Source organism: Mycobacteriales bacterium (genome assembly GCA_035995165.1).
Taxonomy (GTDB): Bacteria; Actinomycetota; Actinomycetes; order Mycobacteriales; family CADCTP01; genus CADCTP01.
This window is the reverse complement of sequence record DASYKU010000008.1, coordinates 25,534-49,278: the sequence shown is the minus strand read 5'-3', so window position 1 is coordinate 49,278 and position 23,745 is coordinate 25,534. Positions and strand designations below refer to the sequence as shown.

Sequence of the window (23,745 nt, the reverse complement as noted above, 5' to 3'; positions counted from 1 at the left end):
GCGCATCGGGAAGAGAACCGGCAACGGGGGAGGACGGCATGACGGCGACCGAGCAGGCGGTTCAGGACGCGCAGTACCCGGCCGGCTGGGAGGCCGACGTCGTCGTGTCCGACGGCGGGGTCGTGCACCTGCGCCCGATCCGGCCGGAGGACGCCGACGCGTTGGTCGCGTTCCACGGCAAGCTGTCCGAGCGCACCCGCTACCTGCGCTACTTCGGGCCGTACCCGCGTATCCCGGAGCGGGACCTGAACCGCTTCACCCACGTCGACCACCGCGACCGGGTCGCGCTGGTCGCGGTGCTGGGCGACGAGCTCATCGGCGTCGGCCGGTACGACCGGCTCGGCGAGCGCGCCGACGCCGAGGTCGCGTTCGTGGTCGCGGACGCGCAGCAGGGCCGCGGCATCGGCTCGGTCCTGCTGGAGCACCTGGCCGCGGCGGCGAGGGAGCGGGGGATCCAGCGGTTCGTGGCCGAGGTCCTGGCCGAGAACTCCCGGATGGTGCGAGTGTTCACCGACGCCGGCTACTCGGCCCAGTACCGGTACGAGTCCGGCGTGGTCGAGCTGACCTTCCCGATCGCGCCGACCGAGCAGTCGCGGGCGGTCGCGGCCGAGCGGGAGCGCCGGGCCGAGGCCCGTTCGATCGAGCGGATGCTCAGCCCCGGGTCGGTCGCGGTGATCGGCGCCAGCACGGACCCGAAGAAGATCGGGCACGTCGTGTTCGCCAACCTCATGGCGTACGGGTTCGCCGGGCCGGTCTATCCCGTCCACCCGGAGGCGCGGCACATCGGTGGGGTCCGGGCGTACCCGAGCGTGCTGGACGTGCCGGACCAGGTGGACCTGGCCGTGGTCGCGGTGCCGGCCGCCGGTGTCGCCGAGGTGGTCGAGCAGTGCGGGCACAAGGGCGTGCGCGGGGTCGTCGTGGTCTCCGGCGGGTTCGGGGAGCGGGACGAGGCCGGGCGGGAGCTGGAGCGGGCGCTGGTCGCGACCGCCCGGACCCAGGGCATGCGGGTCGTCGGGCCGAACTGCCTCGGCGTCGTCAACGCCGACCCGGCCGTACGGCTGAACGCGACGATCGCACCGCAGGCGCCGGGCCGGGGCCGGGTCGGCTTCTTCTGCCAGTCCGGCGCGCTCGGGGTCGCGATCCTGGCCGCCGCCAAGCGCTGGGGCCTCGGCCTGTCGACCTTCGTCAGCGCCGGCAACCGGGCCGACGTCAGCGGCAACGACCTGCTGCAGTACTGGGAGCGGGACCCGGCCACCGACGTCGTGCTGCTCTACCTGGAGAGCTTCGGCAACCCGCGCAAGTTCGCCCGGCTGGCCCGGCGGGTGGCGCGGACCAAGCCGGTGGTCGCGGTGAAGACCGGCCGGTACGCGGCCGCCACCCCGGCGCTGGCCGCCCGGGCGGTGCCGGTGCCGGAGGAACGCGTGCAGGCGCTGTTCGAGAACGCCGGCGTCATCCGGGTGGACACCCTGACCGAGCTCTTCGACGTCGCCCAGCTGCTGGCGTACCAGCCGCTGCCCCCGGGGTCCCGGGTCGCGACCGTGACGAACTCCTCGGCGCTCGGCGTGCTCGTCGCCGATGCCTGCCTCGCCGCCGGCCTGGACGCCGTCGCCACCGTCGACGTCGGTCCGGACGCGGACGTCCCGGCGTTCTCGGCCGGCGTACGCGAGGGCCTCGACCGGGCCGACGCGGTCGTCGCCGTGTTCGCGCCGGCGCTCGCCACCCCCGGCGACGAGTACGCCCGGGCGCTGGCGGAGATCGCGGTGTCCTCCCGCGTGCCGGTGCTGACCACGTTCCTCGGCACCGAGGGCGTGCCGGGCCCGCTGCGGCGGCACGGGCCCGGTGGCGAGGCGCTGCCCGGTTCCGTGCCGTCGTACCCGACGCCGGAGCGGGCGGTCCGGGCCCTCGCCGCCGCGTCCCGGTACGCGGCCTGGCGCCGGCGCCCGGCCGGATCGATGCCCGATCTCGACGGCATCGACGAGAAGGCCGGCCGGGAGCTGGTCGAGCGGGTGCTCGCGGAGGTGCCGACCGGCCGTGAGCTCACCCCGGCGGAGGCTGGCACGTTGCTGGCCGCGTACGGCCTGCCGCCGGTGGACCGGCGGATCGTGCGCGGCCCGGACGAGGCGGCCGCCGCGGCCGCGGAGCTGGGCTATCCGATCGCGGTCAAGGCGACCGACCCGTCGCTGCGGCACCGGCAGGACCTCGGCGCGGTCCGGCTCGACCTGGACGACGCGGACGCCGTCCGGTCCGCGGTCACCGCGCTGGCCGATCTCACCGAGGGCGACGCCCCGGTCGTGGTGCAGCGGATGGCGGCGCCGGGCGTGACGACCGTGGTCGAGGTCCTTGACGACCCCACGTTCGGTGCGCTGGTGTCCTTCGGCGTCGGTGGCCTGGCCACCGAGCTGCTCGGCGACCGTGCGTTCGCGCCGGTGCCGCTGTCCGACCTCGATGCCGCCGAGCTGGTCCGGGCACCGCGGGCGGCGCCGTTGCTGTCCGGCTACCGCGGCTCCGAGCCGGTCGACACCGAGGCGCTCACCGACCTGCTGCTGCGGGTGTCGATGCTGGCCGAGGACCTGCCGGAGGTTCTCGCGCTGGAGCTGAACCCGGTCCTGGTCGCCCGGCACGGGCTCGCCGTCCTGACGGCGACCGTCACCGTCGGGCCGCCCACCGCTCGCGTTGACCCGGGCCCCCGCCGCCTCCAGGGCTAGCACGACGAGCAAAGGCCCCGGTCCACAATGGACCGGGGCCTTGGCAATGCGGGTCGGTCTACTCGACGTAGTCGCGCAGGGCGTTCGACCGGGACGGGTGGCGCAGCTTCGCCATCGTGTCCCGCTCGATCTGGCGGATCCGCTCCCGCGACAACCCGAACGCCTTACCGATCTCGTCCAGCGTCCGCGGCCGGCCGTCGTCCAGGCCGTACCGCATCCGCAGGACCTGACGCTCGCGGCTCTCCAGGGTGTCCAGCACCGCGTCGAGCTGCTCGCGCATGAAGCCGAACTCCACCGCGTCCTGCGCGTCCGCGGCGTCGGAGTCCTCGATGAAGTCGCCGAGATGGGCGTCCTCGTCGTCACCGACGGTCTGGTCCAAGCTGACCAGATCCCGGCCGTACTGCAGGAGCTCGGTCACCCGGTGCGGGGTGATGTCCAGCTCCAGGCCCAGCTCCTCCTCGGTCGCGTCCCGGCCCAGCTGCTGGTGCATCTGGCGGCGGGTGCGCTCGAGCTTGTTGACCTGCTCGACGAGGTGGACGGGCAGCCGGATGGTCCGGCCCTGGTCGGCCATGGCGCGGGTGATCGCCTGCCGGATCCACCAGGTCGCGTACGTCGAGAACTTGAAGCCCTTGGTGTAGTCGAACTTCTCCACGGCGCGCACCAGGCCGAGGTTGCCCTCCTGGATCAGGTCCAGGAACGGCAGCCCGTGGCCGGTGTAGCGCTTGGCCAGCGAGACGACGAGCCGCAGGTTGGCCTGCAGCAGGTGCTCCTTGGCCTTGCGGCCGTCGGTCGCCAGCGCCTGCAGGTCACGCCGCTTGGCCGCGGTGAGCTTCTTGGCGGGGTCGGCCAGCAGATGGTCCGCGTACAGCCCGGCCTCGATCCGCTTGGACAGCTCCACCTCCTGCTCCGCGTTGAGCAGGGCAACCTTGCCGATCTCATTCAGATAGACGCGGACCAGGTCGGCGGACAACGCCGCGGACTGCTCGTCCAGGTCGGGGAGAACCTCATCAACAGGGACGGACGGGTCGGAACCGGCCGCGTCCGGCCGCACCACCGCACGCTGCGTCCGGTGAGGCCGCGACATGATGCGCGGCTCCACCGACGCCCGGCGGCGCGGCGTGGCAGAATCGGTGCGAGGAAGCGTCACGGAACAGACTCCCGGGTCGGGTGCGGTGCTACGGCTAGTTCAACGTCTCGTAGTACGCGGTGTTCCCGTCCTGGGTTCGCTGACGCCCGTCCTCAGCCATCTCACAGAAGTGACGGCCCCTTCTGTGCGCTAGATCACAAGGCGAGCGATCGCAGGTCGTCCAGCACGATCTGCTTGTCCTCGGCGTCCTCGACCGTCTCCAGCACGGCCCGGGCCGCATCCCGCGAGGCCAGCGCCGCCGCGCGGTCCCCGGCGACCAGGTACGCGCGGGCCAGCCCCTCGTGCGCGGAGGCCAGCATCCAGTCCGGAACGCCGCCGGCGGTCGCGATCTCCAGGCAGCGCCGGGCGTGGTGCAGCGCCGGTTCGGCCCGGTCCAGCACCGAGTAGACCCGGGCGCACTGCCACTCGCCGATCGCGATCCGCTCCGCGCCACCGACCTGGCCCCAGTGGTAGCGGGAGGCGTGCGCGGCGTGCAGCATCCGGTCGTCGTCCTCGACGGTCCGCCCGGTCGTCTCCAGCAGCGTCCAGACCAGGTTGAACAGGTCGGCGGCCTGCTGCCGCTCGGACGGCGCCGCGGTCTCGGTGGTGGTGGTCATCTCGTCTCCCTCGATCAGGTGTACGAGGCCGTGCAGGATGCGCTGATCCCGGACCAGCCGCGCCTCGACGTCCCGCCGGTACGCCTGCAGCCGCGAACGACCCCCGTCCGGCGCGGCCAGGACCGCGCGGACGTCGGGCAGCGGCAGCGCGAGCGCACGCAACCGGCGGATCCGGCGGGCGCGCTCGAGCTGGTCGGGCGAGTACCAACGGTGTCTCGTGACGGGGTCGACCCGGGCCGGCGTCAGCAGGCCGAGAGTGTCGTAGTGGCGCAGCGCCTTCACGGTCAGCCCGCTCTGCCGGGCGAAGCTCCCGATCGGCACCAGCTCCACGCCGGGGACGCTAGGTCCTCCCGTAGGGGAAGGTGCCAACTCAGAGCTCGAACATGATCGTGAACGGGCCGTCGTTGATCGACGCGACCTGCATGGACGCGCCGAACACGCCGGTCTCGACGGTGGCCCCGCGGTCCCGCAGCGCCGCCACCACGGCGTCCACGAGCGGTGCCGCGGCCGGTCCGGGCGCGGCCGCGACCCAGCTCGGGCGCCGGCCCTTGCGGGTGTCGCCGTAGAGCGTGAACTGGCTGACCACGAGCAGCGGCGCACCGAGCGAGGCCGCCGACTGCTCGTCGCGCAGGATCCGCAGCTCGTGCACCTTGCGAGCCATCGTCTCGGCCGTGGACACGGTGTCGGCATGGGTCACGCCCAGCAGGACCAGCAGTCCTGGCCCGATCGAGCTGACCACCGTGTCGTCCACGGTCACGCTCGCCGACAGCACCCGGGACACGACCGCTCGCACGCGCGGCACACTATGCGGTGTGAACGGCAGCAGCGCACTCGCGGACTACCGGCAGCGTGTCGCCGAGATGTACCTGGCGCATCCACGGGACGGGGCCGACGGGCTGGCCGCGTTCCGCGCGACACGCAACGAGTTGTTCCTGACCCACCCCGTCTCCGCGCTGGACGAGCGGCAGCGCGCGGCCGGCGTGCCCCCGGCGTACTTCGACCGCGACCCGGACCTGGTCGTGCGGACGAAGCTCGTGCCGGTCGACGACGGCGAGCAGGTCGCCATGGACACCGGCGGCGAGGACGGCATCCTGCATTACCGGCGGATGGGCCGGATGGAGACGCCGGTGGGGGAGCTGACCCTGTTCTGGCTGCTCGCGTACGGCGGCGGGCTGTTCCTGCCGTTCCGGGACGGCACCGGCGCCACCGCGACGTACGGCGGGGGCCGCTACCTCACCGACACGATCAAGGGCACGTTCGGCCGCGGGCTGGCGCTGGACGGGGACGACGTGACGCTCGACTTCAACTACGCCTACAACCCGTCCTGCGCGTACAACTCGGCATACTTGTGCCCGCTGGCACCGCGCGAGAACTGGCTGACCGCGCGGGTCGAGGCCGGCGAGCAGCGCTATCCGGAGCCGAAGTAGAGCTGGTCCGGAAGGAAGTAGGGCGGGTCCGGGGAAGTAGGGCGGGTCCGGGAAGAGGTTGGCTCAGACCCGGGCGAAAGCGTGCAGGCTGATCGCCTCGATCGTGCCGCGGTTCTGCAGGGCGTGCATCCGCCCCGGCCCGAACGTGGCCCCGGAGCCGGCCGCGCGAACGGCCTGCTTCGCCCGCCCCCGGCCGTTCCGCCAGGTCCCGGTCAGCTCCCCGAGCAGCACCGTGTACGCCCCGGCCGCTCCGTCGTGGCCGTGCGGCCCGGTGCCCTGCCACGGCGTCCAGGTCTGCAGCCAGATCTCGATCTGGTCGGTGCGGGCTAGGCACATCCGCCACGGGTCGACCCCGTCGAAACGGGCGACGTGGTGCAGCTTCTCGCCGGCCCGGACGGCGAACTTCCTGGTCAGCCGGCCCAGCTCACGCTCGGACCAGTTCTCCCGCGGGGCGAGTACGCCGGTCAGGGCTTGCAGGTTGGCCACGGCGGGGTGGGCCCACGGGAGGCGGAGATCGAGGGCGATGGTCATGCGAGGGCTCCGTTCGCGACGGACGCGGGGGACGCTGCGGGGGACGAGGTCCCTCGACACGCGGACGCGACGACCCGGGAGAGGTCGACCGCGATGTCCCGCCACAGGTCCGAACTCAGCACAGTGCTTACTCTACAGAGGAGGTAGGAATCAGGAAGCCCCCATCGACAAGTCCTCGAACCATCTGATCGACCTGACCGGCTTCGATGCCGAAGGCCAGTTCCAGAACGGTCGCGAGCTCACCGAGTGGGCGTGTCCCGTCACAACCCGCCACCAGTGCTGCGACAGCCGGGTCCACCGCCGCCGACCAGCGCATCCCGGCCGGCTGCCGCAGCCGCTGGGCCGCGACCGCCCAGCCGTCCGGTCCCGGCGTTGCGACCTGCTCGAGCTCCAGCCCGGGCGCCCGGGTGAACCGCATCCGGGCCAGGTCCGCGCCGCGGAGCAGGTCGACCCGGTCGAACCAGTCGGCCACGTGCGGTCCGGACGGCTCCTCGATCGGCTGGATGACCTCCTCGATCGTGATCGCCGGCTCGGCCGCGTCGGTCCGGTGCAGGGTGACCAGCCCGAATCCGACCGCCTCGACCCCGGTCGCCGCGAACCAGTCCAGCCAGCGGTCGTAGCGCCGCTCGTACTCGGGCGAGCCCTTCTCGCCGGCATCGGTCAGCCAGAGCGCCGCGTACTGCGCCGGGTCGGCGACCTCGCGCTGCCAGACCCAGGCGTCGCAGCCGAGCCCGTCCAGCCAGCCGGCCAGCCGGTCCTGCCACTCCTCGCCCCGCCGGTGCTCCCAGTTGGCCAGCAGCTGGCAGAAGCCGCCCTCGGCCAGCACGCCGGGTGCCTGCCGGATCAGCCGGCGGCAGACCTCGTCCCCGGCCAGCCCGCTGTCCCGGTACGCGAAGCCGCCGTCGCCCGGCCCGACGATGAACGGCGGGTTGGACACGACCAGGTCGAACCGGCGACCGGCGACCGGCTCCAGCAGGTCGCCCTCGGCCAGCTCCCACTCCAGCCCGTTGAGCCGGGCGGTCAGCCGGGCCATCGCCAGCGCGCGGGGCAGCACGTCGGTGCCGGTGACCGTGCCCGCGTGCTCGGACAGGTGCAGTGCCTGCACGCCGCAGCCGGTGCCGATGTCCAGCGCGGTGCCGACCGGCCGGCGGATCGTCGCGGCGGCGAGCGTCAGGGACGCCGGCCCGACGCCGAGCACGTGATCCGGGCGGACGGGCCCCGGCCGTACGTCGGTACCGAGGTCCGCGACCACCCACCACCCCTCGTACGGGCGGAGGTCGACCGCGGCCCGGTAACCCTCGCCGTCCCGCTCCAGCAGCGCCGTGACCGGCATCGCGGCCTCGACCGCGGCGGCCGGCTCGGTCGCGCCGAGCAGGAACAGCCGGATCAGCGTCTCCAGCGGGGAGCCGCCGCGGGTGGCCCGCAGCCCCGGCACCCGCTCGGCCCGGGCCAGCGCGCCGGCCGCCTCGTCGCCGAGCAGCGCCACGACCGCCTCGGCGGTGTAGTCGGCGGCGCGCAGCGCGTCGGCCAGTCGGTCGGCCTCGTCGTCGGTCAGCACGCGGCCATCCTGCCGGTCAGCGGGGGTTGGCGTGGAACCGGTCCGGGCTGATCAGCACGGCGGTGCGGCGGTCGGCGACCATCTCCCGGTCGTACTCGTCCAGGTCCGGGTGCTGACCGCCGGCCGCGGCGTAGACGTCACGCAGCAGCAGGCGGATCCCGTCGGCGTCGAGGCCGGGCATCGGGTCGTCCGGGCCGGCCAGCTCGACCGCGCCGGAGACCGCGATCCACTCCCAGCCGGAGCGGAACACGACCGTGGCGGCCGGGTGGGCCCGCAGGTTGGCCAGCTTGGCCGTCCGGCCGCGGGAGACCAGCGCGACGACCGGCTCGCCCGTCCGCGGATGCGGCAGGACGCCGGCGTTCACGACGGAGACGCCGGGTTCGCCGTCGGGGCGGGTGGTCACGAACGTCACGAGCCACTTCTCCGGCGGTCCCAGCCGGGCGATCGTGGCCAGACCCTCCTCGGTCGTCGTCATGCGGTCCCCTCCCGGGCGGCGGTCGCCACCTCGTCCCGGCCGGCGGTCGCCGACCCCTCCCGGGCGGCGGTCGCCACCTCGTCCCGGCCGGCGGTCGCCGACCCGTCTCGGCCGGCAGCGGCCACCTTGGTCAGCGCGGTCGCGAGGACCGCCTTCTCCTCCCCGGTCAGGTACGCCGAGAAGTGCGTCTCGATCCCGCGCAGGTAGAGCGGCGCGGTCTCGCGCAGCGCCCGTACGCCGGCCGCGGTGATCGTCGCCCACACCACCCGCCGGTCGCCGGAGTCCCGGATCTTGGTCACCAGCCCCGGCCGGGTCATGTCGTCGACGAGCCGGCTGACCCGGGTCCGGCTGAGCACGACCCGCCGCCCCAGCTCCTGCATCTGCAGCCGGCCCTCCGGCGCGGCGCGCAGCTCCAGCAGCACGTCGTACCAGGTCAGGGGGATGGCCTTGGCGCCGGCGAGGTCGGCGTCGATGGCCCGCAGGGCGGCGGCGTGGGCCAGCAGCATCGCCCGCCAGGCCGCGGTCCCGGCGTCGTCCCGATCGGTCACGCCGCGAGCATAGCGACTTGCGTGCTGACGCACATATCCCTAGAGTGCGTGCCAACGCACATATCCATGGAGAGGGATGGTCGGGATGACCGAGACAACGGCGGCGACGCGGGTCGTCGGGGGAGTGGAGCTGCCGGCGCCGGGCACGTGGGCGCTCGACCCCGGGCACGCGGAGGTCGGCTTCGTCGGCCGGCACTTCATGCTCACCAAGGTCCGCGGCCGGTTCACCGGCGTCGCGGGCACGGTCACGGTCGGGACCGACCCGGCCGGCAGCCGGGTCTCCGTCGTCATGGACACGACGACGCTGAGCAGCGGCGACGACGCCCGCGACGCGCACCTGCGGTCCGCGGACTTCTTCGACGTCGAGCGGCACCCGACCGCGACGTACGAGTCCAGCGAGGTCCGCTGGGACGGCACCACCGGGACGATGACCGGCGATCTCACCATCAAGGGCGTCCGGCGGCCGGTGACGCTCGCGGTCGAGTACGTCGGCTACGCGTACGACCCCTGGGACCACCACCGCGCGGTGTTCTCGGCGCGGGGCACGGTCAACCGGGAGGACTGGGGCCTGACCTGGAACATGCCGGTCGCCCGCGGCGGCGTCCTGGTGTCCCGGGAGATCGAGCTGGTGCTCGAGGTCGAGCTCGTCCTGCAGTAGGAGTCACCACCGGCCCGCTCCAGGCGGGCGGGCCGGCGTGCGCTCAGGAACCGAAGGTTGCGAACGGTTCCAGCGCTGCGCGTTCGGCGTCGGCCAGCCGGACCGGCCGGCCGTCGTGCGCCCGCACCACGACCGACTCGCCGAGCGCCGCGCACCGGGCCTCGTGGAACAGCGCGTGCAGGATCGTGTACGAGGCCCCGCTGATCCGGCCGACCGCGGCGGCGACGGCCACCGTGCTCGGGTACGGCACCTGAGCCAGGTACTCCAGTCGCAGGCTGACCAGCAGGAACTGCATCCCCGGCGGCGGGTTCAGCAGCGCATCCGGGCCGGCGACCCGCTCGTTGAGCTGCGCCCGCCCCTCCTCGAACCAGCGCACGTACGCGACGTTGTTGACATGCCGATTGGCGTCCACGTCGCTGTAGAGAGCCCGCGCCTCGAACCGCAACGGATAGTTCGCCGGCTCCAGCCGCCGCCTGTCCTCCCGCATCCGCCGCAGTCTGGCAGTGCCATCCACTCTCCCGGGGCGATGGGTCTCGAGGGCACGGGCGCTAGCCTGCGCGGATGGGATTCATGCTGAGCCGGCAGCCTGCGGCGGACGCCCTGCTGGACAAGGATCCGCTGGCCCTGGTGATCGGGATGGTGCTGGATCAGCAGATCCCGTTGGAGAAGGCGTTCTCCAGTCCGTACGTGCTGACGGAGCGGCTTGGGCACGTGCCGGACGCGGCCGAGATCGCCGGGATGTCCGAGGACGACCTGGTCGCGGTCTTCTCGAAACCGCCGGCGTTGCACCGGTTCCCGGGGTCGATGGCCAAGCGGGTGCAGGCGATGTGCCAGGCCGTCGTGGACAGCTACGACAACGACGTCACGAACGTCTGGACGCAGGCCGTGGACGGCGGGGACCTGGTGAAGCGGGTCGGGGCGCTGCCCGGCTTCGGCAAGCAGAAGGCGCAGATCTTCGTCGCGCTGCTCGGCAAGCAGTACGGGGTGGACGTGCCCGGCTGGCGCGAGGCGGCGGGGGAGTTCGGCCCCGAGGGCACGTACAAGTCGGTGGCCGACATCCGCGACGACGCCTCACTCGGCCTGGTCCGCGAGTACAAGAAGCAGATGAAGGCCGCCGCCAGAGCCAAGGCTTGAGGCAGGGGTGGTGCGGGGAGCGTCGGGATTGGGCGGCCGCGGGGCGCAGGTGGGTGAATCGCGCGGTCGCGGGATGCGGCCGTACGGGTGCGGTGCCACGATGGGAGGTGGCGGCGCCTGACTTCGGTGCCGGTCGGGGAGGCGTAGCGCAGTGACGACCGTTGGCCGGGATGGCGAGCCGGTGCTCATCACCGAGGCCGAACCGAGTCTGGACGAACAGATTGCGGCCCGCCGCAACAAGTACCTGATCATGATGGCCACGCGCGTCGTGTCCCTGGTGCTCGCGGCCGTCTTCTACAAGACCCCGTGGCTGCTGGCGATCTTCGTCGCCGGCGCGGTCGTGCTGCCCTGGATGGCCGTGTTGATCGCCAACGACCGGCCGCCGAAGAAGGCCTCGAAGGTCAGCAGGTTCGGCGGGCACCCCGCTCCGGACCGGGCGATTACTACGTCCGAGAGCGACGGTCGGGTCATCGAGGGTTGATGCCGTCGCGACATCGTTGGTAGTTGATGTCGCCAATGTCGCTTTCTTGAGGTCAGAGAAGATCCCCGGCGGCACGGATTTGATGCACACTGACACACGCGTGATACAGCCATTAGTGAATCATCTGACGAAACTCAGCCCCGTGCCGCCATCTCCCAATCCCTCAGTCCAGAGGCGACGCCTGTCCTTCGGAGCTGTGGTCCGGGCCAAGCGCAAGTCGCTCGGCCTGTCCCAGGAAAAGCTCGCCGAGAAGGCGGGCTGCGACCGGCAGTCGATCAACCGGGTCGAGAACGCCGCGTATTCGCCTTCGCTCGACCGCGTCTTCAAGCTCGCCGATGCTCTCGGCCTGAGCCTGTCGGATCTGTTCGACGAGTTCGACCGCGTCGACTCGAACAGTCCGAGCCAGAACGGCTCCTCCGGTCGCGACGTACCCCGGCAGGGGCACGCGCTCGGGGAGCGTGCCGCCTCCGGCTGAGTCCGGCGGCGTTCTCGTGATCGACGCGTGCGGCGGTGGGTGCTGACCCACCGCCGCCCGCACGTCGGCGTACACCGTCAGGAGACGCCGGCCCGCAGCGCTTCCGCGGCCCGGGCGGCCTCGTACAGCACGCCGGCCAGGTCGCGCTCGTCGCCGCCGCGGGCGGACTCGAGCAGCCGGCCGATCGTCGACCAGTCGTCCAGCAGGCAGGCCAGGTGCCGCGCGACGTACGCCGGCATCCGCATCACGACCGCCGGAGCCGGGCCGCCCTCCTCGGGGTCCCAGGCTCCGTCACCGTCGATGGAGACGTCGACGACGTCCTCGACCAGCCACCTCCGAGTGCCTGCAGGGTCCTGGAAAGGGCGGCTCTCGCGGGGGCGTAAGTGCTCGACCGTCACGCTGAGCGAGCATGCCGGTGCGCCGGGCTAGTGTCCAGCGGTACTGAGTAAATTTCACCGTCCGGAGCGGAATCATGTCCGAGGCGAGACGGAAACCGGTCGTGGGACCATCGAGGGATGACCACGCCGCAGATCCCCGGACCCGGCACGGCCGTCGAGGAGCGCACCGAGACCCGGCCCGACCGGGATCTCCGGCCGGAGCCCGGCGACTCCGAACGGTTCTCGCACTACGTACCGAAGAACAAGCTGATGGAAGCGCTGGTCAACGGGACCCCCGTCCGGGCGTTGTGCGGGAAGATCTGGACGCCGTCGCGGGACCCGAAGAAGTACCCGGTGTGCCCGGAGTGCAAGGAGATCTTCGAGAACCTGCCGCCGGGTGACGACGGCGACGGTCCGGACCGCTAACCCGCGGTCCCGTCCTGGTCCGCGGCCCTGACGGGGCGCTCCGGGGCAGCGTCGGCGGGCGGACGCCCGTTCGTGGCGCCCCGGTCCGGCCGGCGCCCGTTCGCCGCCCCCTCCGGAGCGGTTCTGTCGTCCACCGACGACCGCCCAGCAGAGAGGCCCTCAGCGGCCGAGTGGTCAGCGGCCGAGTGGTCGGTGGCCGAGTGGTCGGTGGCCGAGTGGTCGGTGGCCGAGTGGTCGGTGGCCGAGTGGTCGGCGGCCGAGTGGTCGGCGGCCGAGTGGTCGGTGGTCACGTCGGGGGAGACGGCGGTTGCGCCGCCTGCGGTCGGGTCGGCCTTGAAGTGGCGCGGTTGCGGCCGGCGCAGCGCCGCGTCCGGGGCCAGGTACGGCCTCGTGACCGGCAGCGGCGCCCGCGTCGGCCAGGTCTGCTCGATCGTCGCGTTCAGCTCGGCGCCGAGCAGCACCGCCAGCGCGAGCACGTAGAAGAACAGCAGGGCGCCGATCGGGGCGGCCAGCGCCCCGTAGGAGAACCCGCGGTCGGCGACGAAATTGATGTACTCCCGCAGCCCGAACGTCCCGCCCACGAACACCAGGCCGGCCAGCATGGCGCCGGGGAACCCGCGGTGCCAGGGCAGCCGCCGCGGCGGGGCCAGGTGGTAGAAGGTCACCAGCCCGACCAGCAGCAGCAGCGCGACCACCGGCCAGTACGTGACGTTGATGACCGACTCGACGTCGCCCCGGACGGAGTCGGGGAAGAACTGCAGCAGCCGGCCCGGTCCGAGCACCATCACCGGCAGCAGGACGATGCCGATCACGACGGTGAGCAGGTAGAGCCAGAGCGCCAGCAGCCGGCTGCGCACGGCCCCGCGCAGGTCGCGCATCCCGTACGCGATGGTGACGGTGTTCACGAACGTCGCCGTCGCCGACGAGCCCGCCCACAGGCCGAGCAGGAAGCCGACGCTGATGACGTCGGCGCGGCCGCGGCGTAGCACCTCGTCCACCGTCGGCGTGATGATCTGGTTGACCACGCTCGGCGCGAACGCCCGCTGGGAGGCGTCCAGCAGCGACGCCTCGATCTGGTTCACGGTGCCGGCGCCGAGCAGCCCGGACAGGTAGCCGACGCTGCCGAGCAGCGCGAGGAACAGCGGGGCCAGCGAGAGCAGCTGCCAGAAGGCGGCCTCGGCGGAGAGCCCGAGGACCCGGTCGTCCCAGGCCTTCGCCACCGTACGGCGCAGGACTGAGACATGCTGTTGCCTCGTCACCGGGCGCGCCACCTCCTTGACCGCCTCCGTGACGCGCCGGGGCTGCTTCGAGCTCCGGCGCAGGACCCGGCGTACGGCGAGGGCGGGCAGGCGTCCTCGCCGCGTCACCGGGTCCCGGGTGGCGGTCATCATCTGGAAGTGTGCCCCGGCCGGGGTGCGAGGACACGCCGGACCCCTGCGGCACGCCGGGCGACCGGTCCGGCGGCGAAGGCCGGGTAGGGTTGCGGAGCCCTCGTCGGGGATTCTCCGGCGGGGGTGATCGCTGTCCGCCGCTCGTCGAGGGAGCCCGTGACCGCCGCTGAGATGGCGCCGACCAAGCCGGCCCAGCCGCCGCTGCGTACCTGGCAGCGGCGCGCCCTGTCGGCCTACCTGGTCCGGCGTCCCTCCGACTTCCTCGCGGTGGCGACGCCCGGGGCCGGCAAGACGACGTTCGCGCTGCGGGTCGCCGCCGAGCTGCTGGCCGACCGGACCGTCGCCGCCGTCACCGTGGTCACCCCGACCGAGCACCTGAAGAACCAGTGGGCGCTGGCCGCGGCCGCGCTCGGCATCCCGCTCGACCCGACCTTCCGCAACGCCGACGGGGCCACCGCGCGCGACTTCCGCGGCGCCGTGGTGACGTACGCGCAGGTGGCCGCCGCTCCGGCGCTGCACCGGGCGCGGACCGCGAACCGGCGCACGCTGGTCGTGCTGGACGAGGTCCACCACGCCGGCGACGCGCTGTCCTGGGGCGACGCGATCCGGGAGGCGTTCGACCCGGCGGCCCGGCGGCTCGCGCTGACCGGGACGCCGTTCCGCTCGGACGAGAACGCGATCCCCTTCGTCCGGTACGAGACCGAGCCGGACGGGGCGCTGCGCTCGGCCGCCGACCACTCGTACGGGTACGGCGAGGCGCTGCGCGACGGCGTGGTCCGGCCGGTGATCTTCCTGGCGTACTCGGGGGAGGCACGCTGGCGGACCCGGGCCGGGCTGGAGCTCTCGGCCCGGCTGGGGGAACCGGGCACGGCCGAGCACATCGCGCGGGCCTGGCGGACCGCGCTGGACCCGGCCGGGGACTGGGTGCCCTCGGTGCTGACCGCGGCCAACCAGCGGCTGTCCCAGGTCCGGGCGTCGATGCCGGACGCGGGCGGGCTGGTGATCGCGACCGACCAGACCGCGGCCCGGGCGTACGCGGCCCGGCTGCGGGAGATCACCGGGCAGGCGCCCGCGCTGGTGCTGTCCGACGACCGCGGCTCGACCAAGCGGATCGCCGGCTTCGCCGCCTCCGACGACCGCTGGATGGTCGCCGTCCGGATGGTGAGCGAGGGCGTCGACGTGCCCCGCCTGGCCGTCGGGGTGTACGCGACCTCGGCCTCGACCCCGCTCTACTTCGCCCAGGCGATCGGTCGGTTCGTCCGGGCCCGGCGGCCGGGGGAGACCGCGTCGGTGTTCCTGCCCTCGGTGCCGCCGCTGCTGCGGCTGGCCGGCGAGCTGGAGGCCGTCCGGGACCACGTGCTGGGGCGGAAGAAGTCCGACGCGGACGAGGACGGCGGCTGGGACGACGACCTGCTGGCCGCGGCCCAGACCGGGCGGGACGAGCAGACCGACGAGGACAAGGCGTTCACGGCGCTGGGCGCGTCCGCGCACCTGGACCAGGTGATCTTCGACGGGGCCTCGTTCGGGACCGGCGCGACGCCGGGGACGGCCGACGAGGAGGAGTACCTCGGGCTGCCCGGGCTGCTGGAGCCGGACCAGGTCGCGACGCTGCTGCGGGCCCGGCAGGCCAAGCAGGTCGCGCTGCAGAAGAAGGCGCCGGTCACCGCGCCGGTCCCGACGCTGGCGGCGGCGCCGCACGAGCGCCGGGCCGCGCTGCGCAAGCAGCTCAACGCGCTGGTCGCGGCCCGGCACCACCGGACCGGGCAGCCGCACGGGACGATCCACAACGAGCTGCGCCGGCAGTGCGGCGGGCCGCCGACCGCGGTCTGCTCGGTCGAGCAGCTCGAGCAGCGGATCGCGACCCTGCAGTCCTGGTAGAGCCGCCCACGACCGGCCGGGGGGCGATCCACCGGCCGGGGACAGGGGACGTACGCGGGTGGGTCGGGCCGCCGGCCGGACCGAGCGGATCGGCGCTGGCGCCGGGTCGAAGGCGCCCGGACGGCCACCGGTCCTCCCCGAGTACGGTCCCTGCGCGGGGTCGTGGACCCACGGTCGGGGACGTTATAACATCATCGACCGGTAAGCCACTATTGACCGGATTCGGGTGATTTCGATGGCAGGCGGGTTCTCGGTAGAGGTCGACACGCTGCGGGCACTGTCGAGCGAGCTCAACTCGATCGGCGACACGGTCGGCACGGCCCAGCACGGCATGGACGGCCTCGGTGACGGCCAGACCGGCGACGGCGACCTCACCGGCGCGGTGCACCACTTCAAGGACAAGTGGGAGTACTCGTTGAAGAAGATCAAGGAGACCGCCGAGAAGACCTCCGAGAAGGTCACCTCGGCCGCGGACGGGTACGACCAGGTCGACGGCGCCATCGCGGACGCGGCGGCGGGCAGGTCGTGACGGCTCCGCAGAAGGAGGTCGGGTTCGACCCGGCCGCGCCCCGCCCGGCCGCGATCGGCTTCCGGCTGGACGTGCCGGACGAGTTCACCTCGCTCGACCTCGATCCGGCGACCTCGGACGCCTGGATCGAGCAGTTGCTGGACGACCGCTCGGCGAACGTGCCCGGCGCCGCGGCCCAGCGCGTCCGGGCCCGTCAGGTCCTGCAGCGCATCGTCGCCGAGCACCGGGCCGCGGGCATCTTCCTGTCCTCGTTCCTGGCCGGGAGGGGCTCGTCACCGGGCGAGATGATCGGCGCCAGCCTGACCCTGGCCTGGCAGCGCTTCGCCGGCGGCATCGACCTCGACGGGATGGAGATCTACTTCCGCGACGACGACCCGGCGCCGGGGGAGGACCTCGAGCAGCGCGACGTGCGCCGCGTCGAGCACCCGTACGGGGAGACCGTGCGGGTGGTCAACCGGCAGCAGGTGCCGCTGCCGCTGACCTCCCGCCGGCAGGAGGTGGTCGTCGTCCAGCACATGGTGCCGGCGCCGCCGCCGGCCGCGGAGTGGCTGGCCGTGCTCACCTTCTCCACCCCGGACGTCGCCGGCCGGGAGGAGTTCGTCAAGCTCGCCGGCCGGATCGCCGGCGGGCTGGAGTTCCTCGCCGAGGACGGGTCCAGGCTGCCGCCGCCGGGACCGCCGACCGGCACGATCGGATTCGTGCCGGGCGGCTGACCGCGGGATCGCAGGCTCAGGCGGACTTGACCACTTCGGCGTCCGCCGCCCGCAGCGCGTCGTCGTAGCGCCGGGTGTGGTGGCCGCAGAAGAACAGCTCACCGCCTCCAGGAAGGGTCACTCTGGCGGTGGCGCGCGCGCCACATCGATCGCATCGATCGGAGGCGGTCAGGATGTCGGCGACGGTGTCCGGGATCAGGGTCGGAGTCACGGGCTCTCCCCTCTCGGCGGGCGCCCGGTCGGACGCGCTCTGCCTTCTACCTTGCACGTTCATTGTTCCCCAGGTGTTACGCCTCTTAGTCCTCGACTGGACATACGCCGCAATCTCGGAGAATTTGCGCTAGGGTCCCGGGCCATGGCGACGCGCGAGTTCCCGGCGCTGGGCTTCGATCCCGCCCCCGGTGACCCCGGAGCGGTCTCCTCGGCCGCTTCTGGTGTGACCGCGGCCGGGAAGGTGTTCTCCGCCGCCTCGGCCAACGTCACGAAGCTCAACTCCTCGGCCTGGACCGGCGACGCGGCCGAGGCGTTCCGTGGGCAGCTCAAGGACCTGCCCCGGGACCTTGACCTCGCCGCCCGGTCGCACCAGACCGCGGCCCGGACGCTGACCGACTGGGGCAGTGGGCTGGTGGCCCGGCAGCGGCGGGCGGCCGACCTGGAGTCGCGGGCGGCCGAGCTGCGGCGGCAGGAGCAGTCCGCGGTCGCGTCGGTCAACCAGCTGGCCGGGCAGAGCGCACCGTCCGGCAGCGCCGAGTACGCGGACCTCAAGACCCGGTACGACTCGGCCCGGACGCACGCGAACGCGGTCAGCTCCGACCTCCAGGACGTCATCGCGCAGGCCCGCCGGCTCTACTCCGAGCACCGGTCGGCCGCCTCGTCCGCGGCCGGGACGATCAAGAACGTCGCGGACGCGCCGTACAAGGAGCCGGGCTGGCTGTCGCGGGCCTGGTCCTCGGTGAAGGGCTGGATCGCCGACCACGCCGACGTGCTGGCGAAGATCTCCAGCGTGCTCAAGGGCATCTCGGCGGTGCTCGGTGTGCTGTCGCTGGTGCCGGGGCTGCAGTTCCTGGCCCCGTTCGCGGTGGCCGCGGGCGCGATCGCGCTGGGCATCGACGTCGCGATCAAGCTGGCCACCGGCAAGGGCTCCTGGGCCTCGATCGGGATCGACGCCGCGCTGACGTTCATCCCGGGCGGCAAGATCCTGGACGGGGTCAAGGGCGTCAAGGCGCTGGTGGCCGGCGAGAAGGGCCTGGTCGCGGGGGAGAAGGCGCTGGTCGGCGGCGAGCGGCTGCTGGCCGAGGGGGAGGACCTCGCGAGCGCGGCCGGCGCGGCGATGAAGGGCAACCCGGTCACCGGCCTCGGCTCGACCGCGGTGCATGCCGGCAACGCGGGCAACGGCGTGGTCAAGCGGCTGTTCCCGGACCTGGCCGAGACCAACCCGTTGGTCCGGCTCACCGACGCGACCGACGGCCTGCACCCGAGCGTCGGCGGCTGGGGCTTCACCAACAACTGCCAGAGCTGCGTACAGGCCGTGGACCGGCAGCTGGCCGGGCTGAGCAAGGGCACCACCGCGGTCGAGCGGGTCAACGGCGACGCGATGTCCAGCGTGAACTGGAAGCAGTACATCGCCAACGGCACCGGCACCTCGAACACCTTCAAGTCCGCGGGCGGGTACGACGACATCGTCACGGAGCTGCAGAACGCGGGCGACGGCGCCCGCGGCATCATCCACGGGATGCGGACCGGTCCCGGCGGCGTGTCCATCGCCGGTCACGTGTTCAATGTCGTGAACCGCAACGGCCGGGTGTTCTTCCTGGACGGGCAGACCGGGACGCTGGCGACCCTGGAGAACTACTCCGGCGGCCTGGAGTTCCTGCGTACTCACTGATCGGAGCTGGGATGGAGCTGGCGGAGGCCCGCCGGGCCGCGCAGTCGGAGCTGGAGACGTTCTCCGCGCCGGACAACCCGCTGCAGCTGGTGGAGGACGGCGACGTCGCCGACATCGGCTGGGCCTGGGTCTACGCGTTCAGCACCGCGCGCTGGTTCGTCACCCGGGACCCGGCCGACGCGCCGCCGCCCGGGGCCGGTCCGATCGTCGTGCTCAAGGACTCCGGGGCGACCTTCCACCTGGCGTCCACGCCGTCCTTCGACCAGCAGCTCGCCTCGTACGCCCGGGCGCACGACCTCCCCACCCCGGCGACCCTGGGCTGGTAGCACTCTCGGAGAGGTTCGGGGCACTGGTGGAGAAGCCACCGGCATCCTCGGAGAAGTTCGACGCCCTCGAGGAGGCTCGGCAGCACTCTCGGAGAAACCGGTGAGCACCCTCGGAGAAGTCCGGAACGGAACGCCGGGCGGGGCGAGGTCAGCACTCTCGGAGAGCCGGCGAGAGCATCCTGGAGGAGCTTCCGCAGCCTCGGAGAAGTCGGGTCGGTCCCGGAGACGTGTCGAGGCCGCCCGGGGAGCGTTCCGGGCGGCCTCGTGCGTCTCGTGCGGGTCTAGTCCTCGGCTCGGAAGACCTCGGCTGCGACCTCGCGGATCGTGGACTCGTACTCACGGGCGTGATGCCCGCAAAAGACGAGGTCGCCGCCGCCGGGGAGGACGACGCGGATCTTGGCCTGGGCGCTGCAACGGTCGCAGCGGTCTCCCGCGGACGGCGGTGCAGGGGAGGTCGTGGGCGTCAGTGTCGGCGTCACGGCATTCCCTTCGGGTTGACGGTCACGTTGATGCAACTACCCGCCTTCCGGCGGCGTTCCCCATTCAGCCGGTCGCGAACAGGAGATGATTCTCTCAGCGGACTCGGTGAACCGCCGCCCGCCTCGCCGCGAACCCCCGAACGGACCATCGCCGGGATGAAGAAGGGCCCCGCACGGGTGGCGCGGGGCCCTCATTCATGACCATGGGCCGGATCAGTCCAGGTAGTCGCGCAGCACCTGGGACCGGGACGGGTGCCGGAGCTTCGACATCGTCTTGGACTCGATCTGCCGGATCCGCTCCCGGGTCACCCCGTAGACCTGGCCGATCTCGTCCAGCGTCCGCGGCTGGCCGTCGGTGAGGCCGAACCGGAGCCGGACCACGCCGGCCTCGCGCTCGGACAGCGTCTGCAGCACCGACTGGAGCTGGTCCTGCAGCAGCGTGAAGGAGACCGCGTCGACCGCGACGACCGCCTCGGAGTCCTCGATGAAGTCGCCGAGCTGGCTGTCGCCCTCGTCGCCGATGGTCTGGTCCAGCGAGATGGGTTCCCGGGCGTACTGCTGGATCTCCAGCACCTTCTCCGGGGTGATGTCCATCTCCTTGGCCAGCTCCTCCGGGGTGGGCTCACGGCCCAGGTCCTGGAGCAGCTCGCGCTGGATGCGGCCGAGCTTGTTGATGACCTCGACCATGTGCACCGGGATGCGGATGGTGCGGGCCTGGTCGGCCATCGCCCGGGTGATCGCCTGCCGGATCCACCAGGTCGCGTACGTCGAGAACTTGTAGCCCTTGGTGTAGTCGAACTTCTCGACCGCCCGGATCAGGCCCAGGTTGCCCTCCTGGATCAGATCCAGGAACGCCATGCCGCGGCCGGTGTAGCGCTTGGCCAGCGAGACGACCAGCCGCAGGTTGGCCTCGAGCAGGTGGTTCTTGGCCCGCTCGCCGTCCCGGACGATCCAGAGCAGGTCGCGGCGCATCGTCGGCGACACCTGGTCGGTCTTCTTACCGGCCTGGCGCGCGTCCTCCATGCGGCGGACCCGCTCGGCCGCGTAGAGCCCGGCCTCGATCCGCTTGGCGAGGTCGACCTCCTCCTCGGCGTTGAGCAGGGCGACCTTGCCGATCTGCTTCAGGTACGCCCGGACCGAGTCGGCGGAGGCGGTGAGCTCGGCGTCCTTGCGGGCCTGCCGCAGCGCCTCGCTCTCCTCGTCCTCCTCGTCCCAGGTGAACTCCTCGGAGGACTCCTCCTCCGTGGTGGTGCTGCTGGCCGTGGTGATCTCGGTCGTCTCGTTGATGGCCAGGCCGGGGGCCTCGCCCTCGGCCGGCGGGGTCTTGCCCGGCGTGGCGCCGTCGGGGGCCGCGGCGGCCTTGCGCTTGCGCGTCGTCTTGGCGGGAGCGGCGGCCGGCGCGGCGGCCGCGGCGCCGGCCTCGGGCACCGCGGCCAGCGCGGCGCCGTCCTGCGCGACCACCCTGGGCCGCGCGGGCTCGGCGCCCGGACGCGGCGCGGGCCGCGCGCCGGTGCTCTTGGTGACGGTGCTGCGGGACGGGGCTGCGGCGGCCGCGGTCCGGGCCGGCTTACCGCGCCCCGAGGGGGCGGCGGGCGCATCGAGCATGACGGTCACTCCCGAGTCACTGAGCGTGCGAAGCACGCGCTTGCCGTGTGAGGCCGGCAGACCGGCCTCCTCGAAAGCGCGGCTGATGTCGTTCGCGCGCAGGAATCCCTGGTGCCGGCCTCGGGAGACGAGGTGCTCCGCTAGGTCGCGGGTCGGATCGGACCCTCCGGCGGTGCTGCTGTCGGTGCGGGGATCGGATGCCACGAACGCCCTTTCACGAACGGGTGCCTCCTGGCGGGGAGGCCGCACGACGGAAACTGCCCAGGACGGGCAGGGGGTTGGATTGGGGAGCGGGCGGTCTTCCGGTCCGGGTGGTCGTCTCTCGTCCCGCTTGGGACCGCTGACTCCACCTGGCGCCGGCCGGCCGTAGCCCGTGCCCGTGCCAGTGTAACTTCGCTCCGGCCCCCGACGTGGCGCGGACCGCCCAAGTGGGCTGGGAACATGCCGCCGAGCGCCGAGAAATCCGGCGAACCGAACGGAGCAGCCCGTGTCAGACACACCTCAGGGTCCTCTTGCCGGCCTTCTCGTCGTCGATCTCACCCGGGTGCTGGCCGGTCCGTTCGCCACGATGATGATGGCCGACCTCGGCGCCCGCGTGGTCAAGGTCGAGCGGCCGGGCACCGGCGACGACGCCCGGTCGTACGGGCCGTTCGTGGACGGGCGCTCGACGTACTTCGCCCGGGTGAACCGGGGCAAGGAGTCGATCGCGCTGGACCTGAAGGACCCGACCGGCAAGGCGGTGCTGCTGGGGCTGGCGGACAAGGCCGACGTGCTGATCGAGAACTACCGGCCGGGCGTGATGGGCCGGCTCGGGCTGGGCTACGAGGAGCTCGCGGCCCGCAACCCGCGGCTGGTGTACGCCTCGGTCTCCGGCTTCGGGCAGACGGGCCCGTGGCGGGAGCGTCCTGCGTACGACACGGTGGTGCAGGCGGCCGCCGGTCTGTTCGCCGTGACGGGAGAGCCGGACGGGGAGCCGTACAAGATGGGCACCTCGATCGCGGACCTCACCGCCGGCCTGTACGTCTTCGGCGCGGTAATGGCCGCGCTGCAGGGCCGGACCACGTCCGGGCACGGCGCGCAGGTCGACGTCGCGATGTTCGACTCCGCGCTCTCGCTGCTGGAGGGGGCCGCGCTGCACTACCTGAACCGGCACACCGAACCGCCGCGGCTGGGGAACATGCACCACTCGATCTCGCCGTTCGGCGTGTTCCACTGCGCGGACGACCCGATCGTGATCTGCGCCGGCGGCGACGGGCTGTTCGGGGTGCTGTGCACGGTGCTGGGGCGGCCGGAGCTGGTCACGGACCCGCGGTTCGTGACCAACGACGGGCGGGTGACCAACCGGGAGGACCTCGCGGCCGAGATGGAGGTCGCGCTGCGGACGGCACCCGCGGCCGAGTGGCTGGAGAAGGTCGCGGGCGCCGGCGTGCCCTGCAGCGGGCTGTCCACGGTCGGCACCGCGCTGGACTCCGAGCAGACCGCGGTCCGGCAGATGGTGATCACCGCCGGCGGCCTGCCGATGGTGGGCAACCCGATGAAGATCGCCCCGTACGGGGATCCGGCGCAGCGCCGCCGCTCGCCCGAGCTGGACGAGCACGGCGCCACGATCCGGACCGAGCTGGGCCTGCCTACTCCGTGAACTTCTCGTGGGCGGCCATCGCGGCCCCCACGATGCCGGCGTTGTTGAGCAGCTGGGCCGGCTTGATCGGGGTGTTGATGCTCAGCAGCGGCACCCACTTCTCGGAGTTCTTGCTGACCCCGCCGCCGACCACGAACAGGTCCGGGGTGAACAGCTTCTCCACGTGCGACAGGTACTTCTGGACCCGCTTGGCCCACTGCTTGTACGACAGCCCCTCGTTGTCCTTGGCCGCCGAGGACGCCTTCTTCTCCGCGTCGCCGCCGTCGATCTCGAGGTGGCCGAGCTCGGAGTTGGGCACCAGCTGGCCGTCCAGCAGCAGCGCGCTGCCGATGCCGGTGCCGAAGGTGAGCAGGATGACCACGCCGCCGACGCCCTTGGCCGCGCCGAAACGGGCCTCGGCGATGCCGGCCGCGTCGGCGTCGTTGAGCACGGTGACGTCGCAGTTGGTGATGTCGGTGAAGACCTTGTCGACGTCGGTGCCGATCCAGCTCTTGTCGACGTTGGCGGCGCTCTTGGCCACCCCGTTCTTGATCACCGCGGGGAAGGTCGCGCCGAGCTCTCCGGACCAGCCGGCCTCCTGCACCAGCCGGGCGACGACCTCGGCCACGGCCTCGGGCGTGGACGGGTGCGGCGTCAGGTACTTCACCCGCTCGGTAGCCAGGTCGCCCTTGTCGAGGTCGACGATCGCACCCTTGATCCCGCTGCCGCCGATGTCGACGCCGAAGGCGGTGTTCGCCTTCCGTCTGCTCCTCGTGGGCACCT

General features: G+C 72.7%; 27 protein-coding genes. 13 read left to right on the top strand and 14 right to left on the bottom strand.

Annotated features, from left to right (window positions below):
* Positions 1-38: 38 nt before the first annotated feature.
* Entirely contained in the window at positions 39-2,705 is a 2,667-nt protein-coding gene (locus VGP36_01710) for a GNAT family N-acetyltransferase (GenBank protein HEV7653440.1), read from the top strand.
* Between the two features lie 58 nt (positions 2,706-2,763).
* Here the strand turns inward: VGP36_01710 and sigB are convergent, their stop codons facing one another.
* From sigB to dtd, 3 genes are all read right to left on the bottom strand, one after another.
* Complete coding sequence (sigB, locus tag VGP36_01705) at positions 2,764-3,789, bottom strand: RNA polymerase sigma factor SigB (GenBank protein ID HEV7653439.1); 1,026 nt, start codon at positions 3,787-3,789, stop codon at positions 2,764-2,766.
* Between the two features lie 197 nt (positions 3,790-3,986).
* Complete coding sequence (locus VGP36_01700) at positions 3,987-4,778, bottom strand: MerR family transcriptional regulator (protein ID HEV7653438.1); 792 nt, start codon at positions 4,776-4,778, stop codon at positions 3,987-3,989.
* A 40-nt stretch (positions 4,779-4,818) separates the two neighbouring features.
* Positions 4,819-5,241, bottom strand: a complete 423-nt coding sequence (dtd, locus tag VGP36_01695; protein ID HEV7653437.1) for a D-aminoacyl-tRNA deacylase — start codon at positions 5,239-5,241, stop codon at positions 4,819-4,821.
* A gap of 19 nt (positions 5,242-5,260) precedes the next feature.
* On the opposite strand from dtd, the gene VGP36_01690 reads away from it, so the two are divergent.
* A complete protein-coding gene (locus tag VGP36_01690; GenBank protein ID HEV7653436.1) occupies positions 5,261-5,875 on the top strand; it encodes a DUF1684 domain-containing protein in 615 nt (204 codons plus the stop codon).
* 63 nt (positions 5,876-5,938) lie between these two features.
* Here the strand turns inward: VGP36_01690 and VGP36_01685 are convergent, their stop codons facing one another.
* The 4 genes from VGP36_01685 to VGP36_01670 form a co-directional block, all read right to left on the bottom strand.
* Positions 5,939-6,406, bottom strand: a complete 468-nt coding sequence (locus VGP36_01685; protein HEV7653435.1) for a hypothetical protein — start codon at positions 6,404-6,406, stop codon at positions 5,939-5,941.
* A 127-nt stretch (positions 6,407-6,533) separates the two neighbouring features.
* Positions 6,534-7,964 (bottom strand): class I SAM-dependent methyltransferase, encoded by a 1,431-nt coding sequence (locus tag VGP36_01680; protein HEV7653434.1) that lies wholly within the window; start codon positions 7,962-7,964, stop codon positions 6,534-6,536.
* Positions 7,965-7,980: 16 nt separating this feature from the next.
* Positions 7,981-8,439 (bottom strand): pyridoxamine 5'-phosphate oxidase family protein, encoded by a 459-nt coding sequence (locus VGP36_01675; protein ID HEV7653433.1) that lies wholly within the window; start codon positions 8,437-8,439, stop codon positions 7,981-7,983.
* Entirely contained in the window at positions 8,436-8,987 is a 552-nt protein-coding gene (locus VGP36_01670; protein HEV7653432.1) for a helix-turn-helix domain-containing protein, read from the bottom strand. The genes VGP36_01675 and VGP36_01670 overlap by 4 nt, the downstream gene beginning before the upstream one ends.
* Before the next feature lie 85 nt (positions 8,988-9,072).
* Here VGP36_01670 and VGP36_01665 point away from each other — a divergent pair, with 85 nt between their 5' ends.
* Positions 9,073-9,645: a YceI family protein gene (locus VGP36_01665; GenBank protein ID HEV7653431.1), complete on the top strand. Its 573-nt coding sequence runs from the start codon at positions 9,073-9,075 to the stop codon at positions 9,643-9,645.
* 43 nt (positions 9,646-9,688) lie between these two features.
* On the opposite strand, the gene VGP36_01660 is transcribed toward VGP36_01665, so the two are convergent.
* Positions 9,689-10,132 carry a thioesterase family protein gene (locus VGP36_01660; protein HEV7653430.1) on the bottom strand — a complete coding sequence of 148 codons (444 nt, stop codon included), beginning with the start codon at positions 10,130-10,132 and terminating at the stop codon, positions 9,689-9,691.
* A 74-nt stretch (positions 10,133-10,206) separates the two neighbouring features.
* Between VGP36_01660 and VGP36_01655 the strand changes: the two genes are divergently transcribed.
* From VGP36_01655 to VGP36_01645, 3 genes are all read left to right on the top strand, one after another.
* Positions 10,207-10,779: an HhH-GPD-type base excision DNA repair protein gene (locus VGP36_01655; protein ID HEV7653429.1), complete on the top strand. Its 573-nt coding sequence runs from the start codon at positions 10,207-10,209 to the stop codon at positions 10,777-10,779.
* Between the two features lie 151 nt (positions 10,780-10,930).
* Positions 10,931-11,260 (top strand): DUF3099 domain-containing protein, encoded by a 330-nt coding sequence (locus VGP36_01650; GenBank protein HEV7653428.1) that lies wholly within the window; start codon positions 10,931-10,933, stop codon positions 11,258-11,260.
* 196 nt (positions 11,261-11,456) lie between these two features.
* Positions 11,457-11,735 carry a helix-turn-helix transcriptional regulator gene (locus VGP36_01645; GenBank protein HEV7653427.1) on the top strand — a complete coding sequence of 93 codons (279 nt, stop codon included), beginning with the start codon at positions 11,457-11,459 and terminating at the stop codon, positions 11,733-11,735.
* 77 nt (positions 11,736-11,812) lie between these two features.
* Here the strand turns inward: VGP36_01645 and VGP36_01640 are convergent, their stop codons facing one another.
* The gene (locus VGP36_01640) at positions 11,813-12,133 is read right to left on the bottom strand and encodes a hypothetical protein (GenBank protein HEV7653426.1); all 321 of its coding nucleotides are present in this window, start codon (positions 12,131-12,133) and stop codon (positions 11,813-11,815) included.
* Positions 12,134-12,250: 117 nt separating this feature from the next.
* Here VGP36_01640 and VGP36_01635 point away from each other — a divergent pair, with 117 nt between their 5' ends.
* Positions 12,251-12,538, top strand: a complete 288-nt coding sequence (locus VGP36_01635) for a DUF3039 domain-containing protein (protein ID HEV7653425.1) — start codon at positions 12,251-12,253, stop codon at positions 12,536-12,538.
* On the opposite strand, the gene VGP36_01630 is transcribed toward VGP36_01635, so the two are convergent.
* Positions 12,535-13,797, bottom strand: a complete 1,263-nt coding sequence (locus VGP36_01630; protein ID HEV7653424.1) for a YhjD/YihY/BrkB family envelope integrity protein — start codon at positions 13,795-13,797, stop codon at positions 12,535-12,537. The two genes, VGP36_01635 and VGP36_01630, sit on opposite strands and share 4 nt — an antisense overlap.
* 303 nt (positions 13,798-14,100) lie before the next feature.
* Between VGP36_01630 and VGP36_01625 the strand changes: the two genes are divergently transcribed.
* The 3 genes from VGP36_01625 (at position 14,101) to VGP36_01615 (ending at position 17,049) form a co-directional block, all read left to right on the top strand.
* Positions 14,101-15,807, top strand: a complete 1,707-nt coding sequence (locus VGP36_01625; protein ID HEV7653423.1) for a DEAD/DEAH box helicase — start codon at positions 14,101-14,103, stop codon at positions 15,805-15,807.
* 235 nt (positions 15,808-16,042) lie between these two features.
* Positions 16,043-16,336: a type VII secretion target gene (locus VGP36_01620; protein ID HEV7653422.1), complete on the top strand. Its 294-nt coding sequence runs from the start codon at positions 16,043-16,045 to the stop codon at positions 16,334-16,336.
* The gene (locus VGP36_01615) at positions 16,333-17,049 is read left to right on the top strand and encodes a hypothetical protein (GenBank protein ID HEV7653421.1); all 717 of its coding nucleotides are present in this window, start codon (positions 16,333-16,335) and stop codon (positions 17,047-17,049) included. Before VGP36_01620 ends, VGP36_01615 begins: the two co-directional genes overlap by 4 nt.
* A 16-nt stretch (positions 17,050-17,065) precedes the next feature.
* On the opposite strand, the gene VGP36_01610 is transcribed toward VGP36_01615, so the two are convergent.
* Complete coding sequence (locus VGP36_01610; protein HEV7653420.1) at positions 17,066-17,245, bottom strand: hypothetical protein; 180 nt, start codon at positions 17,243-17,245, stop codon at positions 17,066-17,068.
* A 159-nt stretch (positions 17,246-17,404) separates the two neighbouring features.
* Between VGP36_01610 and VGP36_01605 the strand changes: the two genes are divergently transcribed.
* Both VGP36_01605 and VGP36_01600 read left to right on the top strand, forming a co-directional pair.
* Entirely contained in the window at positions 17,405-18,934 is a 1,530-nt protein-coding gene (locus tag VGP36_01605) for a toxin glutamine deamidase domain-containing protein (protein HEV7653419.1), read from the top strand.
* 11 nt (positions 18,935-18,945) lie between these two features.
* Positions 18,946-19,260 carry a YrhB domain-containing protein gene (locus tag VGP36_01600; GenBank protein HEV7653418.1) on the top strand — a complete coding sequence of 105 codons (315 nt, stop codon included), beginning with the start codon at positions 18,946-18,948 and terminating at the stop codon, positions 19,258-19,260.
* Between the two features lie 281 nt (positions 19,261-19,541).
* Here VGP36_01600 and VGP36_01595 read toward each other — a convergent pair whose 3' ends face one another.
* Both VGP36_01595 and VGP36_01590 read right to left on the bottom strand, forming a co-directional pair.
* Positions 19,542-19,727, bottom strand: coding sequence for a hypothetical protein (locus VGP36_01595; GenBank protein ID HEV7653417.1), 186 nt, complete (start codon positions 19,725-19,727; stop codon positions 19,542-19,544).
* A 225-nt stretch (positions 19,728-19,952) separates the two neighbouring features.
* Positions 19,953-21,344: an RNA polymerase sigma factor gene (locus tag VGP36_01590; protein HEV7653416.1), complete on the bottom strand. Its 1,392-nt coding sequence runs from the start codon at positions 21,342-21,344 to the stop codon at positions 19,953-19,955.
* Positions 21,345-21,831: 487 nt separating this feature from the next.
* Here VGP36_01590 and VGP36_01585 point away from each other — a divergent pair, with 487 nt between their 5' ends.
* Positions 21,832-22,983 carry a CoA transferase gene (locus tag VGP36_01585; protein HEV7653415.1) on the top strand — a complete coding sequence of 384 codons (1,152 nt, stop codon included), beginning with the start codon at positions 21,832-21,834 and terminating at the stop codon, positions 22,981-22,983.
* On the opposite strand, the gene VGP36_01580 is transcribed toward VGP36_01585, so the two are convergent.
* Complete coding sequence (locus VGP36_01580) at positions 22,973-23,743, bottom strand: ROK family protein (protein ID HEV7653414.1); 771 nt, start codon at positions 23,741-23,743, stop codon at positions 22,973-22,975. The two genes, VGP36_01585 and VGP36_01580, sit on opposite strands and share 11 nt — an antisense overlap.
* Between the last annotated feature and the right edge of the window lie 2 nt (positions 23,744-23,745).